This is a genomic window from Budvicia diplopodorum (assembly GCF_009800925.1).
In the GTDB taxonomy this organism is placed as follows: domain Bacteria; phylum Pseudomonadota; class Gammaproteobacteria; order Enterobacterales; family Enterobacteriaceae; genus Budvicia; species Budvicia diplopodorum.
Genome location: NZ_WOYF01000003.1, coordinates 127528 through 143258 on the forward strand (window position 1 = coordinate 127528; position 15731 = coordinate 143258).

General features: G+C 48.6%; 11 protein-coding genes. 5 read left to right on the forward strand and 6 right to left on the reverse strand.

The window, feature by feature from the left end:
• The first annotated feature begins 253 nt into the window (after positions 1-253).
• Together sspA and sspB are read left to right on the forward strand one after the other, a co-directional pair.
• Positions 254-895 carry a stringent starvation protein SspA gene (gene sspA, locus GVI43_RS04590; RefSeq protein ID WP_159565598.1) on the forward strand — a complete coding sequence of 214 codons (642 nt, stop codon included), beginning with the start codon at positions 254-256 and terminating at the stop codon, positions 893-895.
• Between the two features lie 5 nt (positions 896-900).
• On the forward strand, positions 901-1407 hold the full coding sequence (gene sspB / locus GVI43_RS04595) for a ClpXP protease specificity-enhancing factor (protein ID WP_159565600.1): 507 nt from the start codon (positions 901-903) through the stop codon (positions 1405-1407).
• Between the two features lie 158 nt (positions 1408-1565).
• On the opposite strand, the gene GVI43_RS04600 is transcribed toward sspB, so the two are convergent.
• Both GVI43_RS04600 and gltB read right to left on the reverse strand, forming a co-directional pair.
• Positions 1566-2984, reverse strand: coding sequence for a glutamate synthase small subunit (locus GVI43_RS04600; protein WP_159565602.1), 1419 nt, complete (start codon positions 2982-2984; stop codon positions 1566-1568).
• A 14-nt stretch (positions 2985-2998) separates the two neighbouring features.
• Positions 2999-7462 (reverse strand): glutamate synthase large subunit, encoded by a 4464-nt coding sequence (gltB, locus tag GVI43_RS04605; RefSeq protein ID WP_159565604.1) that lies wholly within the window; start codon positions 7460-7462, stop codon positions 2999-3001.
• Positions 7463-8345: 883 nt separating this feature from the next.
• Between gltB and arcB the strand changes: the two genes are divergently transcribed.
• From arcB to mtgA, 3 genes are all read left to right on the forward strand, one after another.
• A complete protein-coding gene (arcB, locus tag GVI43_RS04610) occupies positions 8346-10676 on the forward strand; it encodes an aerobic respiration two-component sensor histidine kinase ArcB (RefSeq protein ID WP_159565606.1) in 2331 nt (776 codons plus the stop codon).
• 152 nt (positions 10677-10828) lie between these two features.
• The gene (gene elbB / locus GVI43_RS04615) at positions 10829-11479 is read left to right on the forward strand and encodes an isoprenoid biosynthesis glyoxalase ElbB (protein ID WP_159565608.1); all 651 of its coding nucleotides are present in this window, start codon (positions 10829-10831) and stop codon (positions 11477-11479) included.
• Positions 11479-12201 (forward strand): monofunctional biosynthetic peptidoglycan transglycosylase, encoded by a 723-nt coding sequence (mtgA, locus tag GVI43_RS04620; protein ID WP_159565610.1) that lies wholly within the window; start codon positions 11479-11481, stop codon positions 12199-12201. The genes elbB and mtgA overlap by 1 nt, the downstream gene beginning before the upstream one ends.
• 102 nt (positions 12202-12303) lie before the next feature.
• Here the strand turns inward: mtgA and dolP are convergent, their stop codons facing one another.
• The 4 genes from dolP to GVI43_RS04640 are packed head-to-tail and all read right to left on the reverse strand — an operon-like array spanning position 12304 to position 15673.
• Entirely contained in the window at positions 12304-12882 is a 579-nt protein-coding gene (gene dolP, locus GVI43_RS04625) for a division/outer membrane stress-associated lipid-binding lipoprotein (protein ID WP_425482122.1), read from the reverse strand.
• Positions 12883-12893: 11 nt separating this feature from the next.
• Positions 12894-13484 carry a DnaA initiator-associating protein DiaA gene (gene diaA / locus GVI43_RS04630; protein ID WP_159565612.1) on the reverse strand — a complete coding sequence of 197 codons (591 nt, stop codon included), beginning with the start codon at positions 13482-13484 and terminating at the stop codon, positions 12894-12896.
• Between the two features lie 54 nt (positions 13485-13538).
• The gene (locus tag GVI43_RS04635; protein WP_159565614.1) at positions 13539-13940 is read right to left on the reverse strand and encodes a YraN family protein; all 402 of its coding nucleotides are present in this window, start codon (positions 13938-13940) and stop codon (positions 13539-13541) included.
• The gene (locus GVI43_RS04640) at positions 13898-15673 is read right to left on the reverse strand and encodes a penicillin-binding protein activator (RefSeq protein ID WP_159565616.1); all 1776 of its coding nucleotides are present in this window, start codon (positions 15671-15673) and stop codon (positions 13898-13900) included. The genes GVI43_RS04635 and GVI43_RS04640 overlap by 43 nt, the downstream gene beginning before the upstream one ends.
• Positions 15674-15731: the final 58 nt, after the last annotated feature.

Here is a 15731-nt window from a genome sequence, read left to right on the forward strand (position 1 = left end):
CTCGCTGCTGAAGTTTGCATGTATTTATACTGTTACGGCTGTTAAATCAGAATAGTTGAATAAATCATCAAGCCCCCTGAACAAGATGGTTAAAATCTGCTAAACTAGCGGGCGCTTTGTATGTTTTATCGATTTAAATCTCAAATCAGACCGTTCTGATAATTCATAGTCGAAAGCAAAAAAATTGAGAGGGATTGTCATATCAGGCAATTTTTCGCCATTGGTCATTATTTAGATAAACTTGGAGGTTTTCATGGCTGTCGCTGCCAATAAACGTTCGGTCATGACGCTATTTTCCGGCCCAACTGACATTTTTAGCCATCAGGTTCGTATCGTTCTGGCTGAGAAAGGTGTGAGCGTCGAGATTGAACAGGTCGACATGGATAACCTACCGCAGGATTTAGTCGATCTGAATCCTTATGGTTCTGTACCTACTCTGGTCGATCGTGAGCTGACGCTGTATAAATCCCACATCATTATGGAATATTTAGATGAGCGTTTTCCTCATCCTCCTTTGATGCCGGTTTATCCTGTTGCGCGAGGGACTAGCCGTCTGATGATGCACCGTATTGAGCAAAACTGGTATTCATTACTGGACACTATTCTGACCGGCAATGCTCAGGATGCAGAAGCAGCGCGTAAGCAATTACGTGAAGAGCTTTTAGCCGTTGCGCCAGTATTTAATGAAGCGCCGTATTTTATGAGCGAAGAGTTTAGTCTGGTTGACTGCTATTTGGCTCCATTGCTATGGCGTTTGCCGCAAATGGGTATTGAGCTTTCAGGCGCGGGTTCTAAAGAGCTTAAGCTTTATATGAATCGCGTTTTTGAGCGAGAAGCATTTCTTGCGTCGCTGACTGAAACTGAGCGTGAAATGCGCCTGCATATGCGGGGCTAAGCCTGATGGAGCCAACGCAGATGACACCGCGTCGCCCCTATCTGTTACGTGCTTTTTATGAATGGTTGCTTGATAACCAGCTAACGCCCCATCTGGTGGTTGATGTTTCTGTCCCCGGAATTTCGGTTCCGATGGAGTTTGCTCGTGATGGTCAAATTATTCTTAATATTGCCCCTCATGCGGTAGGTAATCTTGAACTCGGCAATGATGACGTTCGTTTCAGCGCCCGGTTCGCCGGAATACCTCGTCAGGTTCAGGTACCTATGGCGGCTATTATGGCCATTTATGCCAGAGAAAACGGTGCCGGAACGATGTTCGAACCGGAAAGTGACTACCTGAGCGGTGATGAAGACTATGATGAGCCATTGGCTGACGGTCAGGCATCTTCGATCCATTTAGTCTGCGCTGACGATGTTGAAGAGCCAGATAGCAATGAGATCGATGAGAGTCATGATGATGAAGAGCCACCTCAACCACCTCGCGGTCGTCCTGCTTTACGGGTTGTTAAGTAGTTAATTCAGCGATCTGAAATAGATAAAAAGGCGGATATCATATCCGCCTTTTTGCTGCCTTTGATTCAACCAGCTAATGGTAATCTGCTTAATTATCATCGGACCCTCCCCGCCGTCACCGGGATGACGACAGGGTAAGTCAACATGATGTACCAATGCTAAACCTCAAGGTAAGTCATAATCCCCTCGGCGGCTTTACGCCCCTCCGCAATGGCCGTTACCACCAGATCGGAACCCCTTACCGCATCGCCGCCAGCAAAGATTTTCGGATTAGTGGTTTGGTATTGAATTTCGGCCTGTTCGAGAGCGGTGATTCGCCCCTGTTTGTCCAGCGCGACCTGATGTTCTGATAGCCATGGCATGGCGTGCGGCTTAAAGCCAAATGCCATGATCACGGCATCGGCATTGAGTAAATGCTCAGTGCCGGAAATAGCCTGCGGGCTACGGCGGCCGTGAGCATCTGGTGTACCCAGCTCAGTACGCACCACCTTCACGCCGCTGACTTTACCGGCCGAATTAACTTCAATACTGATTGGCTGCAGGTTGAATAGAAATTCAACGCCTTCTTCCCGCGCATTTTTCACTTCACGGCGGGAGCCCGGCATGTTCTCTTCATCGCGGCGATATGCGCAGCTCACGTGGGTTGCACCCTGACGAATAGCGGTTCTGACACAGTCCATGGCCGTATCTCCGCCGCCTAATACCACCACTCGTTTTCCTTCAAGGTTGATATAAGGTTCGCCATCGCTGGTCGGATGGCCCATCAGATGCTTGGTATTGGCAATCAGGTAAGGAAGCGCGTTAAACACACCCGGAGCCTCTTCATTCGCTAAGCCACCCGCCATTGACTGGTAAGTTCCTACGCCGAGAAATACGCTGTCGTATTCGGCCAGTAGCTCACTCATCTGGATATCCTGACCGATTTCAACGTTCAGGCGAAACTCAATGCCCATATCGCTGAATATCTTACGGCGTTTGACCATGACGTCTTTATCCAGCTTAAACGAAGGGATGCCGAAGGTTAATAGCCCGCCAATTTCAGGATGCCGATCAAAAACGACCGACTGCACCCCATTACGCGCGAGTACGTCGGCGCAGGCTAAACCTGCTGGGCCGGCACCGATAATAGCGACACGCTTACCGGTCGGGTGAACCTGTGACATGTCAGGCTTCCAGCCCATCTCCAGCGCTTTGTCAGTAATATAGCGTTCGATATTACCAATGGTTACGGCACCAAATTCATCGTTCAGGGTGCATGAACCTTCACACAGGCGATCCTGAGGACAAACCCGGCCGCAGACTTCCGGCAGGCTATTGGTCTGGTGAGCGAGATCGGCGGCTTCCATAATTCGCCCTTCATTGGCCAGTTTTAGCCAGTTGGGGATGTAGTTATGTACCGGACACTTCCACTCACAGTACGGGTTTCCGCATGATAAACAGCGGTCCGCTTGAGATTTAGCCTGGGTGTCCAGAAAGGGTTCATAGATCTCAATGAACTGAACCTTCCTGATATTCAGCGGCTTCTTCGGGGGATCAACGCGCTGTAGGTCGATAAATTGATAAACATTTTCACTCATGGCTTATCTTCCTCTCACTGCGCCTGAATCCGCAGCTCGGATGCAGAACGACTGCGGTGTCCGAGCAGCGCTTTGATATCGCTGGATTTTGGTTTTACTAAGGCAAATTTCGCCGCCCATTGTGACCAGTTGGCCAGAATCTCTTCTGCTCGGTCCGAGCCGGTATTCTGAACGTGTTCAGTCAGTAAGCCACGCAGGTGTTCTTCATGGATGGCTAGCTCGTCAACGGCTAACACTTCCACCAGCTCCGGATTTACGCGTTTACGGAATTCACCATCCTCGTCCAGCACATAGGCAAATCCGCCGGTCATACCTGCACCAAAGTTGATGCCGGTGCGGCCCAGAATGCAGACAATACCGCCAGTCATGTATTCACAGCCGTTATCACCGATACCTTCAACCACCGTTATCGCTCCTGAGTTACGTACGGCAAAGCGCTCTCCGGCCCGGCCCGCAGCGAACAGTTTGCCGCCGGTGGCACCATATAGACATGTGTTGCCGATGATGGTTGCTTCATGGCTACGGAAGGCTGAACCGACCGGAGGACGGATAATAATCATGCCACCCGCCATGCCTTTGCCGACGTAGTCATTGGCATCACCGGTCAGCGTCAGTTCAACGCCTCCGGCATTCCATACGCCAAAGCTTTGGCCTGCGGTTCCGGAGAAGTGGACCTTTATCGGATCGCTGGCTAAGCCCTGATCGCCGTGTTTTTCAGCGATAGCGCCTGACAGCGATGCGCCCACTGAACGGTCAGTATTACGAATATCAAAATAGAATGATTTACTTTGCTTGGATTCGATATAAGGCCCGGCCTGACTCAGCAAACTATGGTTAAGAATGCCTTGGTCAAACGGCGGATTATTTTCGGTGCAATACAGCGCTTTGCCCGGATGCGGCTGCGCGCAGGCCAGCAGGCTGGACAGGTCTAAGCGATGCTGCTTAGCGGTGAATCCTTCAAGCTCGGTGAGTAGATCGGTGCGGCCAATGAGGTCAATAAGCTGAGCAACGCCCAGTTCGGCCATGATTTGTCGGGTTTCTTGTGCAATGAAACCGAAGTAATTAATCACGCGCTCAGGTAGGCCGTGATAGTGGTCTGCACGCAGCTTTTCATCTTGGGTGGCTACGCCGGTAGCGCAGTTATTCAAATGGCAAATACGCAGGTATTTACAGCCTAATGCCACCATTGGCCCGGTACCAAACCCAAAGCTTTCTGCACCAAGAATGGCCGCTTTTACAATATCCAGACCGGTTTTTAAGCCGCCGTCGACCTGCAGGCGTATTTTGTGGCGTAGTCCGTTGGCGACCAAAGCCTGCTGCGTTTCCGCTAAACCTAGTTCCCAAGGGCTTCCGGCATATTTGACCGAGCTTAGCGGGCTGGCTCCGGTTCCACCGTCGTAACCGGCGATGGTAATCAGGTCCGCATAAGCCTTGGCTACGCCGGTAGCGATGGTTCCGACTCCAGGTTCTGACACCAGTTTGACCGATATCATCGCCTTATGATTAACCTGTTTGAGGTCAAAAATTAGCTGGGCCAGGTCTTCAATCGAATAGATATCGTGGTGAGGCGGCGGTGAAATCAGGGTAACGCCGGGAACGGAATAGCGTAGTTTCGCGATATATGGCGTGACTTTATCGCCCGGCAACTGACCGCCTTCGCCGGGTTTTGCGCCCTGAGCGACTTTGATCTGAATAACATCGGCGTTCACCAGATAAGCGGGCGTGACCCCGAAGCGGCCTGATGCGACCTGTTTAATTCGAGAGACCTTCTGGGTGCCATAACGCACGGGATCTTCGCCGCCTTCGCCCGAGTTAGAACGCCCGCCGATGGTATTCATGGCAATAGCTAAAGACTCGTGGGCATCCGGGCTTAAGGCGCCGATAGACATCGCTGCGCTGTCAAAGCGGGTAAACAGCGATGTTGCTGATTCCACTTTATCAATGGTGATGGCGTTCGCCGGATCCTGTGGTTTCAGCGCCAGTAAATCGCGCAGCGTGGTGACCGGGCGGTTGTTTACCAGATCGGCATATGTCTGATAATCCTGATAATCACCGCTTTTCACCGCCGCCTGTAAGGTGGTCACCACATCCGGGTTATAGGCATGATATTCACCGCCGTGAATGAACTTGAGTAAACCGCCCTGATCCAGCGGTTTGCGCTTTAACCATGCGCGCTTCGACAGGTTCAGCAGGTCTTGCTGGAAGTCGCTAAAGTGAGCGCCGCCAATACGGCTGGAAGCACCTTTAAAGCACAGGTTCATCAGGCTTGAATGTAGGCCGACGGCTTCAAACAGCTGAGAACAGCGATAAGAGGCCACGGTAGATATGCCCATCTTAGACATAATCTTATATAAGCCTTTGTTGATGCCGTTACGGTAGTTCAGCATCACGACCCGCTGATTTTTATCTATCACATTGGAATCAACCATTTTTGCCAGCGTTTCGTAGGCTAAATACGGGTAGATTGCCGTCGCGCCAAAGCCCAGTAATACGGCGAAGTGGTGTGGATCTCTGGCGCTTGCTGTTTCAACAATAATATTGGCATCGCAGCGTAAATTGCGTTCTACCAAGCGCGTTTGTAACGCGCCTACGGCCATTGGCGCTGGAATTGGTAAGCGGTCAGGGGCAATGTTGCGGTCTGATAATACCAACAGCACCGTTCCCTGACGGACCTTACTTTCTGCGTTATCACACATGGCGATCACGGCGGCTTCAAGATCGCCTTCGGCAGGGTTGTAGGTTATGTCGAGGATATCCGAGCGGTAGTGCTCTGCCTCTAAGGTGGTCAACTGCACAAAGTCGGAGTACAGCAGTATCGGGGAAGGAAAGCTAAGCCGGTGAGCCTGACCTTCCGCTTCGCAAAATACGTTCATTTCGCGGCCAATATTGGTGGCTAGCGACATCACGTGCGCTTCCCGCAGAGGGTCGATTGGCGGGTTGGTCACCTGAGCAAATTTCTGACGAAAATAGTCATAGATAATGCGCGGGTGGCTTGATAGTACGGCAAACGGCGTATCATCCCCCATGGAACCCGTTGCTTCTTGACCATTTTCACCCAGAACCCGAATGATTTGCTCAAGCTCTTCATTGGTATAGGCAAACTGTTTTTGGTAGGTTTCTAACTGCACGTCGTCAAGCTCACGGCTGCCGACTCGATCGTCGGGTAGCGCTTCAAGCTGCGTCAGTCTGCGAACGTTTTTTGTCATCCAGCTTAGATAAGGGTGACGGCTTTTTAAATCGTTGTCCGTTTCGTTCGAGTGAAGAATTTTTCCTGTTCGGGTATCAATAACCATTAATTCACCCGGACCAACCCGACCTTTTTCGACCACCTCATCGGGTTGGTAGTCCCAGATGCCGATTTCAGAGGCACAGGTGATGAGCTTATCTTTTGTTATCACGTAGCGGGCAGGGCGAAGGCCGTTGCGATCGAGGCTACAGGCGGCGTAACGACCGTCAGACATCACAATGCCGGCAGGGCCATCCCACGGTTCCATGTGCATGGAGTTAAAGTCAAAGAATGCCCGCAGCTCTTCGTCCATATCCGGATTATTCTGCCATGCAGGCGGTACTAACAAACGCATGGCCCGAATCAGGTCCATACCACCGCTGAGAAACAGTTCCAGCATGTTATCTAAAGAGCTTGAGTCAGAACCGGTTTCGTTAACAAACGGCGACGCATCCTGCAGGTCAGGGATCAGCGGCGTTTTAAACTTATATGAACGGGCTCTGGCCCATTGGCGGTTACCCGTAATGGTGTTAATTTCACCGTTGTGCGCTAAATAACGAAAAGGCTGAGCCAACTGCCAGCGGGGAACGGTATTGGTGGAGAAGCGCTGGTGGAATAGGCAAATGGATGACTCTAAGCGTAGGTCTGCCAGATCGAGGTAAAAGCGCGGTAAATCAACGGGCATGCACAGCCCTTTATAGATACTCACCACGTTGGACAGGCTACAGACGTAGAATGTCTCATCCTGTACCCGTTTTTCGATACGGCGACGGGCCATAAACAGGCGGCGCTCCATATCTAATGAACGCCAGCCGGCTGGGGCATTAACGAATATTTGTTCAATGCGCGGTAGCGATGAGAGGGCTATTTCACCCAGCATATCGGGATTGGTCGGAACCTCTCTCCAGCCGATAACTGACAGGGTTTCGCGCTGTAGCTCTTCTTCGACAATGATACGGCTGGCTTCAGCCTGCTGCGGGTCTTGGCTTAAAAACAGCATACCAACGGCGTAGTTTTTTGCTAACCGCCAGCCTTTCTCTTCGGCTATCAGGCGAAAGAAGCGATCGGGTTTTTGTAATAACAGACCACAGCCATCACCGGTCTTTCCATCAGATAAGATTGCGCCGCGGTGCTGCATTCGTGACAGACCATGAATCGCGGTTCTGACAACTTTATGGCTCGGTTCGCCTTCTATATGGGCGATAAGGCCAAAACCACAGTTATCACGTTCGTTCGACGCGTCGTATAGCATAATCGTGCTCTCCAATTACCCCGGTTGGTGTCCTTGGTATTTGACGTCGCAGCGACGCTTATTCTCCCGAGTTACTGGCGGGAGTAGGTCCTTCTGGCTTCGCTCACTCGCTGCAACCCCAATTACTTTGGGTTATACATAAATAATTATTGTTGTGATGTTGTTGTTTTTTTTAAGGCCTCATCCAGCCAGAGCATAGTCTTGTGGGCACCGTTCAGCCACGCGGATACGTCGCGTTAACGCGTCCTATAATGGCTTAAAATTAGTTTGCCCAGAGAGGAATGTATTAGTGCTGAAAATACATAACACAACAGCTTCTGACTATCAGAGATCCTTGAATGTCCAACTTATATATAAAGAGAATTAAGGTCAAATATGATTCAAAAACTATGGTTTTTAGCATTTTTATGTTTAATTAATTGATTATTAATGTTTTTTATCAATATTTTGTACTGTTCTTTAGGTTTTTAATCGACTTAAAATGTGAGCTAAGTCACTATGTTAAGGGGCTGAATTAAGTTCATGTTCTTCAAATACTAATAAGGCTAGATAGATATCCTGACTTTTGTTTTATATTTGAAGTTTCATGGCGTTATTTGTTGTGAATATGTTATCGGCCAAGCGGTCGACAGTATAAAAAGAAATCATAAATTCAGTGGGATCTTTACGTTACCTTATACCGAAGAGGAATTGGCGCTTAAGGTACTTTTCTGGTTGGAGATATCACTCGCTGAATTAATTTAGTATGGTTCTATTTTTTATGTATATATTGATAGCTCTTAACGCCGTCGCCTGATTTTTCATTCAGATTTAACATGCTTTATTCTCTACTTAAGCCATATTTACGGTATTATTCAGACGACAGTAAATCTTGGGAGTCACCATGAAGCAGTTGCGGAAATTAGCCCAATACTATGTAGATGCGATGGTTAAGTTGGGCCTTGTTCGCTTCTCTATGCTTTTAGCATTTATTCTTATTGTTCTTGCCTTCACCGTTCAAATTTCCGTTACCGTTGCTTTGCACGGTGAGATTGAACGCATTGACGTTATTCGTTCTATATTTTTTGGTTTATTGGTTACCCCGTGGGCCGTTTATTTCCTTTCGATTGTTGTTGAGCAACTTGAAGAATCACGCCAGCGATTGGCCCGTTTGGTGAAAAAGCTAGAAGAGATGCGCGATCGCGATTTAGTGCTGAATCATAAGCTGCGCAATAATATCGAACTGCTCAATCAGGAAATCAATGAACGTATCAAAGCTGAAGAGGCAAGAGAGCAGGCTATTGATGAACTTCATGTTGAAATCGCTCAGCGTCAGCAGGCTCAGATTGAATATGAGCAGCAGTCGATTTTCCTACGTTCATTTCTCGATTCCTCTCCAGACCTTGTTTATTACCGTGATGAAAATGGTCAATTTTCTGGCTGTAATCGGGCGATGGAACTGCTGGCTGGCAGAAGTGAGAAACAGCTGATTGGCCTGACGGCTAACGATATTTATAACAAGGAAGTGGCTGAAAAAGTTATTGAAACCGATGATAAAGTGTTTCGTCACAACGTTTCATTGACCTATGAGCAATGGCTGGTTTATCCGGATGGTCGTAAGGCCTGCTTTGAAGTGAGAAAAGTTCCGTTCTATGCGCTTGACGGCAAGCGTCATGGCCTGATGGGTTTTGGCCGTGATATTACCGAGCGCAAGCGTTATCAGGACGCATTAGAAAAAGCCAGCCGGGATAAAACCACATTTATATCGACTATCAGCCATGAATTAAGAACTCCGCTCAATGGCATTGTTGGCCTTAGCCGTATCTTGCTGGATACTGAATTAAATAGCGAACAGCTCAAATACTTAAGAACGATCTATGTCAGCGCGACCACTCTGGGATATATTTTTAACGATGTGATTGAGCTCGATAAGTTGGAACGCCAGAAAACCCAGCTGGATGTTAATCCGCTTGATTTGATCGATTTTCTGTGTGATTTAGAGAACCTTTCTGGGCTACTGGTCGAACCTAAAGGGTTAACTTTCACGCTTGAGTATGACAAAAATTTACCGGCCTATATTTTGACTGACGGCACACGCCTGAGGCAGATCCTGTGGAATTTGATTGGTAATGCGGTCAAGTTCACCAGTCAGGGGGGAATTATTGTTAGGTTGAGGCGTGAAGGTGAAAGCCGGTTCTATTTTGACGTTGAGGATTCCGGTATTGGTATTCCGTCTGAAGAGATCGATAAGATCTTCGCCATGTATTATCAGGTTCCAAGCATACACGGTGGGCGTCCGGCAACGGGAACCGGTATTGGGCTGGCAATATCTAGGCGATTAGCTCAGGCGATGGGCGGCGATATTATTGTTAAAAGTGAAGTCGGTAAGGGAACCATATTTACGGTGTTTATTAATGCGCCGATAGCGGTAAAAGAGATCGCCCAGACAGAGGAGTTACCTGCACCTTCTTTACGCGTATTATTGGTTGAAGATATTGAGCTAAACGTGATTGTTGCCCGCTCGGTACTGGAGAAATTAGGACACAGCGTTGACGTAGCGATGACGGGAACCGCAGCGTTGGAACAGTTTAAACCCGATCTGTATGATTTAGTTTTACTGGATATTCAGTTACCTGATATGACCGGTTTTGATATCGCCAAACGGTTTAGACAAACCTACGGGACATCAGAATTACCCCCATTGGTTGCCCTCACTGCTAATGTGTTAAAGGGCAAGCAAGAGTATTTAGATTCAGGGATGGATGATGTTCTGAGTAAGCCGCTTTCAGTACCGGAGTTAATGGTAGTAATAAAGAAAATTGGCAACGCTCAGCCAAAAATTTTACCTAAATTACAGGAGCAAGGTGCTATGAAATCCAATGAGTCTATACTCGATTTAACCATGTTAGAGCAGTATATGGAGTTAGTTGGTCCGCAGCTTATCCTTCAAGGCTTGGCGATGTATGAGCAGGTTATGCCCAGCTATCTGTCGGTATTAGAGTCGAATATGACGGCGAGAGATCAAAAAGGTATCACGGAAGAGGCCCACAAGATCAAAGGCGCTTCAGGTTCCGTTGGTCTGCGCCATCTGCAGCAGCTTGCCCAGCAAATTCAAACACCAACCTTACCGGCATGGTGGGATAATGTTGAAGACTGGATTGATGAGCTAAAAGGCGAATGGCGTAACGATGTCAAAACGTTACACGAGTGGGTAGAGTCTCAGGAGAAGAAGTAAGTTCTGGTACTTCACTTTTCGCGCAATTGATTGTTAATAATGCGGCAGACCTCAGGGATGCCGCTTTGTTCATGGCATCGGTATTATTAGCCAGCTTTGGCTCCGTTAAATAAAATTCGTCAACAACGTAGAGTGTGTAACAGGAGTTAGTAATGAAACGGGTTGCAGTCGTATTAAGTGGATGTGGCTTTTTAGATGGTGCAGAAATTCATGAGTCGGTACTTACTCTGCTCGCATTGGATCGTGGCGGAGCTCAAGTGACCTGTTTTGCGCCAGACCAGCCTCAGGCTCAGGTTATGAACCATTTTACCGGCCAGCCAGCGTCAGAAAGCCGGAACGTTTTAACGGAATCCGCGCGCATTGCCAGAGGTAAAATTCAGCCGCTTTCACAGGCTGATGCTTCGCTGTTTGACGCATTGATTGTTCCCGGTGGGTTTGGGGCGGCTAAGAATTTGAGTACCTTTGCGACTCAAGGCGACGCGTGTGAAGTTAATCCGGATTTATCCCGGTTGGTTAAAGCGATGCATCAGGCTGGAAAACCGATGGGTTTTATTTGTATCGCTCCGGCTATGCTGCCTAAGCTACTGGGCGTTCCAGTCAGGCTGACCATCGGCAATGACATTGATACCGCCGAGGTTATTGACAGCATGGGCGGAGAGCATGTGACCTGTCCGGTTGATGACATTGTGGTTGATGCCGACCAAAAGATCGTCACCACTCCGGCCTATATGCTAGCGCAAAGCATTTCTGAAGCGGCTCTGGGTATTGATAAGCTGGTGGCGCGGGTGTTGGTGCTGAGTTAATGAGAAAATCGGCCCGCTTTCGGGTAAAAGGGCGTTTTTTCTTTTGGATTACGCGGATCTGTCTGGCTGTTTTACTGCTCTGGGCGGCAGGCATTCTGCTGTTTGCATTTCTGCCGGTGCCATTTTCTGCCGTTATGGTACAAAAGCAGCTTGGCGCTTGGGTAGGCGGCAATTTTTCCTACGTTGCCCGGCATCAGTGGGTTTCTATGGATGATATATCGCCCAATATGGCGCTGGCGGTCATTGCTTCTGAAGATCAAAAATTTCTTATCCACTGGGGCTTCGATGTTAATGCCATCGAGTCAGCTATTAACCATAATGAGCGCAGGCCGAATAAGATCCGGGGCGGGTCAACGCTCTCGCAGCAGACGGCAAAAAATCTATTTCTCTGGAATGGTCGTAGTTGGGTGCGTAAAGGGCTTGAAGCCGGGCTGACGGTAGGCATTGAACTGGTTTGGACTAAGCGGCGAATACTAACGGTTTATCTCAATGTCGCCGAGTTTGGTGACGGGGTTTTTGGCGTTGAACAGGCCGCTCAGCAATATTTTGGTAAATCGGCGAAAAATCTAACTCAGGCTGAAGCGGCACGTTTAGCTGCCGTATTACCTAGCCCCGTCCGGCTTAAAGCCAACAAACCCTCTGGCTATGTGCTCCAGCGCCAAAATGCGATTATGCGGCAGATGAACCTGCTGGGTGGAAGGGAATTTATTAAGGATTTATAACTTTCAGCGATGGCCCATTTTGATAATGGGCAGCTTTGATAACGAATAGCAAAAACGCCTCATTTGAGGCGTTTTTGATTTAAACAGGCGCTAAAGCTAAACCTATTTCACATACTGGAACACGGTAATCACGCGTTTTACGCCGCTGACGTTACTGGCAACGCTTGCGGCTTCCTTACCTTGGTCTTCGGTTACCAGACCCATCAGGAAAACTTCGCCGTTTTCAGTTACTACTTTGACATTGCTGGACTTCACTTTATCGCTGGTCAGTAACTGGGAACGAATCTTGGTTGTGATCCAGCTGTCGGTCGATGCCGTACCCATATCAACCTTTGAGCCTTGGCGTATGGCGTTATGAACGGTTTCTGCACCGTCGACACCGACGGCAATATTTTTGGCTCGCTCAGCAAGCTCTGCTTTTGGCGATTGGCCGGTGAGCAATACGGTACCGTGATATGCCGTCGTAATAATGCGCGCTTCTTGTTTGATCTGCTCATCTTTGGCAATGGCACTGCTGACACGGGCTTCTAATGTGACATCATCGACCTGAGTTCCCACAGTGCGCGGGTCGGTTGCAGTTTTCGTCGCAACGGCAGCACCACCGGCTACGAAAGCAATACATCCATGCAGCATGGTGGTGGTGAGTAAAATTGCAAGAGCCGTTAGGGTACGAATTTTCATTAAAAACTCCTTCAGTCATCCTGGTGAGGGAATAGGGTGAAATCAATCAGATCGCAAAGACAGTTTACAATCAGCATATGCATTTCTTGTATCCGGGCTCCCCGATAAGAAGGAATGCGAACTTCAACGTCTTGTTGACCGAGTAAACCAGCTAGTTCACCGCCGTCACAGCCGGTTAAGGCAATGATGGTCATATCGCGCGTTACTGCAGCCTCAACGGCTTTGATAATATCACGGCTGTTGCCTCTGCTCGATATCGCCAGCAATATGTCACCGGCCTGGCCTAACGCGCGAACCTGTTTGGCATAAACTTCGTCTTTTAGGCCATCGTTACTGATGGCCGTTAGCGTGACGTTATCAGCGCTAAGAGCAATGGCCGGTAAGCTCGGCCGCTCAGTTTCATAACGGTTAATTAAGTTAGCCGCAAAATGCTGAGCGTTAGCGGCAGATGCGCCGTTTCCACAGGTCAGTATCTTATTGCCATTTAACAGCGATTGCACAATGGTCGTTGCCGCTAAGGAAATGGGAACGGGTAATGCTTCGGCGGCGGCAATTTGTGTCTGAATACTTTCTGTAAAACAGCCTTTGATTCTTTCCAACATAGTATGAGTTCTGCTTACGTATTTCGCTTATTGTGACCCACGATGCCAGAAAAGTTACGATTCTCCGTTGGCATCAAAGGCGTTTGGCAACCATTGTAACTGATTACCGGTGATCGCTAAAACGTCAAATCGACAGTTTGCCGTATCAATGCTTAATTGCCGTTGACTTAGCCAGCGGGAAGCCGCTGATAACAGCCGTTGCCGTTTATGCCAATTGATTGAATCTGTAGCATAACCAAAGTATGAATTTCGCCGATATCTGACTTCCACAAACACCCAGATATCTCCGTCTTGCATAATTAAGTCAAGTTCACCCGAGCGAAACTTGATATTAGCTGCAATAAAAAGCAGGCCCGATCGTTCTAAATGGCGACGCGCTATAGCTTCATAGCGCGCCCCGACCGTATAACTGGCTATTTTACGGGTACTAGCTGGCCCTGACGGTATTGTATCCATGGCAATTGACGGTTAATCACACAGTTTTTGTCTGCCGTGAGTATGCCTGTCGCTCCGGCAACTTGGAAGTCTGGCTGCTGACGCATTTCTGAGAAATGCGAAGCAAGTTCCCAAGCATCGGCACCCAGGCCGTAAAGACGAAGCTGTGAGTAGTCATTGCTGTATTTAGTTCCGGCCTGCTGGTTTATTGCCGGAGATAAACCGACCAGTATTGGAATTTCACTAAACTGCACGCCTTCCATTTCAAAACGGAAATCCGGGCCCGAGCCTGCCTGATAGCTGCGCGAACTGGCATATAGCGACGCTGACGCCGATGCTTTAGAAATATCCAGCATTGGTTTTATCAACGCCAGTTCAGGCTGTGTGGCAATAATATAGATGGCGTCTACCGCGCCTGCCGGTGCTCCGGTTATACCCGATGCCAGTGTGATTGGCTGGCCCTGCAAACGCATTCCGCCACCGCCGGCAATCGCGTCTTTTAAGTCACCCAATTTACCAAAATATTGAACCTGAGCCGCACCGCTGCCGGTAGTGCTCCACTGTTCAGCGAAGGCTTTAGCCGCCCGGGTTCCTAAATCACCGCGTGGAGCAATAATCAGCGGCGATTTTTTTCCTTGAGCAAAAATATGGCGGGCCGCATCCTTCGCTTCATCTTCCGGCGATAGGGCAAAATAGCAGACGTTGAGGCGATCGGTTACTTTCTCTGGTTTGTTCAGCGCCAGAATAGTTAACGTTGAAGGCGATGCGGCTAATTGCTCAACGTCTTTTTTCAGCAACGGGCCAACGATTATCGTCGCTCCTTCCTGCTCAGCCTGAGTTAATAGTTCAGCCAGTGGTTTAGCACCGGTATCGTAAACTTTAACCTGAGAGGCCGCTTTGCTTAGCGATTTGGCCGCGTTAAACCCGTCTTGAATGGTTGGTCCAAACTGTTTACCCGTGCCGCTTAGAGGTAGTAGTAGCGCAATACTCGCGTTAGATGATTTCTGAAAGCTTAACGCACGGGAAAGCTGACTTGGTAACACTTTAGACGCCGGGTGGCTGGCATAACGGTTTTGCCAGTCTTTAATCGCAGACTCTAGCATTTGGCGATCGGCTTTATTGTTCTGGTAAGCCTGCAGCAGCTCTAACCAACTGCTCAGCGTATTTTCATCTGCGTTAATCACTAACGTATTGAGCGTAGCCGGGGTGAACTGCGTTAGCAGATTCCAAGTTTGATCAATTACATTGGGGTGCTCTTTATCGCTAACGAGCGGTTCAATGTTGATGTAAGCCCGTAGCTGAGCCAAAGGATCTTTACCCTGATTAGCCATAATCTGAACTTGGTAATAACGGGCTTTTTGAACGTTAGAAAGATCGGGGACTTTAATGTTTTTTAGCCATAAGAAGGCGTCTTTGTTATCCTGTCGCTTCACCGCGAGTTCTGCGCGCAGAAGCTGCCTTTCTTGATCTTGTGGGATAGGTAATATATTCGGCAATTTTTGCAGAATATCGAACGCTTGTTTGGTGTTGTTTTCAGTAATTAGCGCCCGAACGGCCAGTAGCTGCCAGTTAACTTTGGCATCACCAGAGCTCTGCTCTACCTGTTGTAGATAGTAAGGTGATTTTTCAGCAATCTCACCCTGAATACTATTCGTTGAAGTTTTTAAGCTAGGGCATCCTGCCAGAAACAGCGCAGCCACTACTACTGGCAGCGCTCGGCTTGCCTTGGTACGGAGGTATGTGATTAAACGCATGCTGTATCCAATTTTATTTATATGTTGAGATCGTTAATATTAAATCGGTCATCCGGAT

Coding starts and splice junctions, on each gene's coding strand:
- sspA (WP_159565598.1), top strand. CDS start 254: ATGGCTGTCGCTGCCAATAAACGTTCGGTCATGACGCTATTTTCCGGC.
- sspB (WP_159565600.1), top strand. CDS start 901: ATGGAGCCAACGCAGATGACACCGCGTCGCCCCTATCTGTTACGTGCT.
- GVI43_RS04600 (WP_159565602.1), bottom strand. CDS start 2,984: ATGAGTGAAAATGTTTATCAATTTATCGACCTACAGCGCGTTGATCCC.
- gltB (WP_159565604.1), bottom strand. CDS start 7,462: ATGCTATACGACGCGTCGAACGAACGTGATAACTGTGGTTTTGGCCTT.
- arcB (WP_159565606.1), top strand. CDS start 8,346: ATGAAGCAGTTGCGGAAATTAGCCCAATACTATGTAGATGCGATGGTT.
- elbB (WP_159565608.1), top strand. CDS start 10,829: ATGAAACGGGTTGCAGTCGTATTAAGTGGATGTGGCTTTTTAGATGGT.
- mtgA (WP_159565610.1), top strand. CDS start 11,479: ATGAGAAAATCGGCCCGCTTTCGGGTAAAAGGGCGTTTTTTCTTTTGG.
- dolP (WP_425482122.1), bottom strand. CDS start 12,882: ATGAAAATTCGTACCCTAACGGCTCTTGCAATTTTACTCACCACCACC.
- diaA (WP_159565612.1), bottom strand. CDS start 13,484: ATGTTGGAAAGAATCAAAGGCTGTTTTACAGAAAGTATTCAGACACAA.
- GVI43_RS04635 (WP_159565614.1), bottom strand. CDS start 13,940: ATGGATACAATACCGTCAGGGCCAGCTAGTACCCGTAAAATAGCCAGT.
- GVI43_RS04640 (WP_159565616.1), bottom strand. CDS start 15,673: ATGCGTTTAATCACATACCTCCGTACCAAGGCAAGCCGAGCGCTGCCA.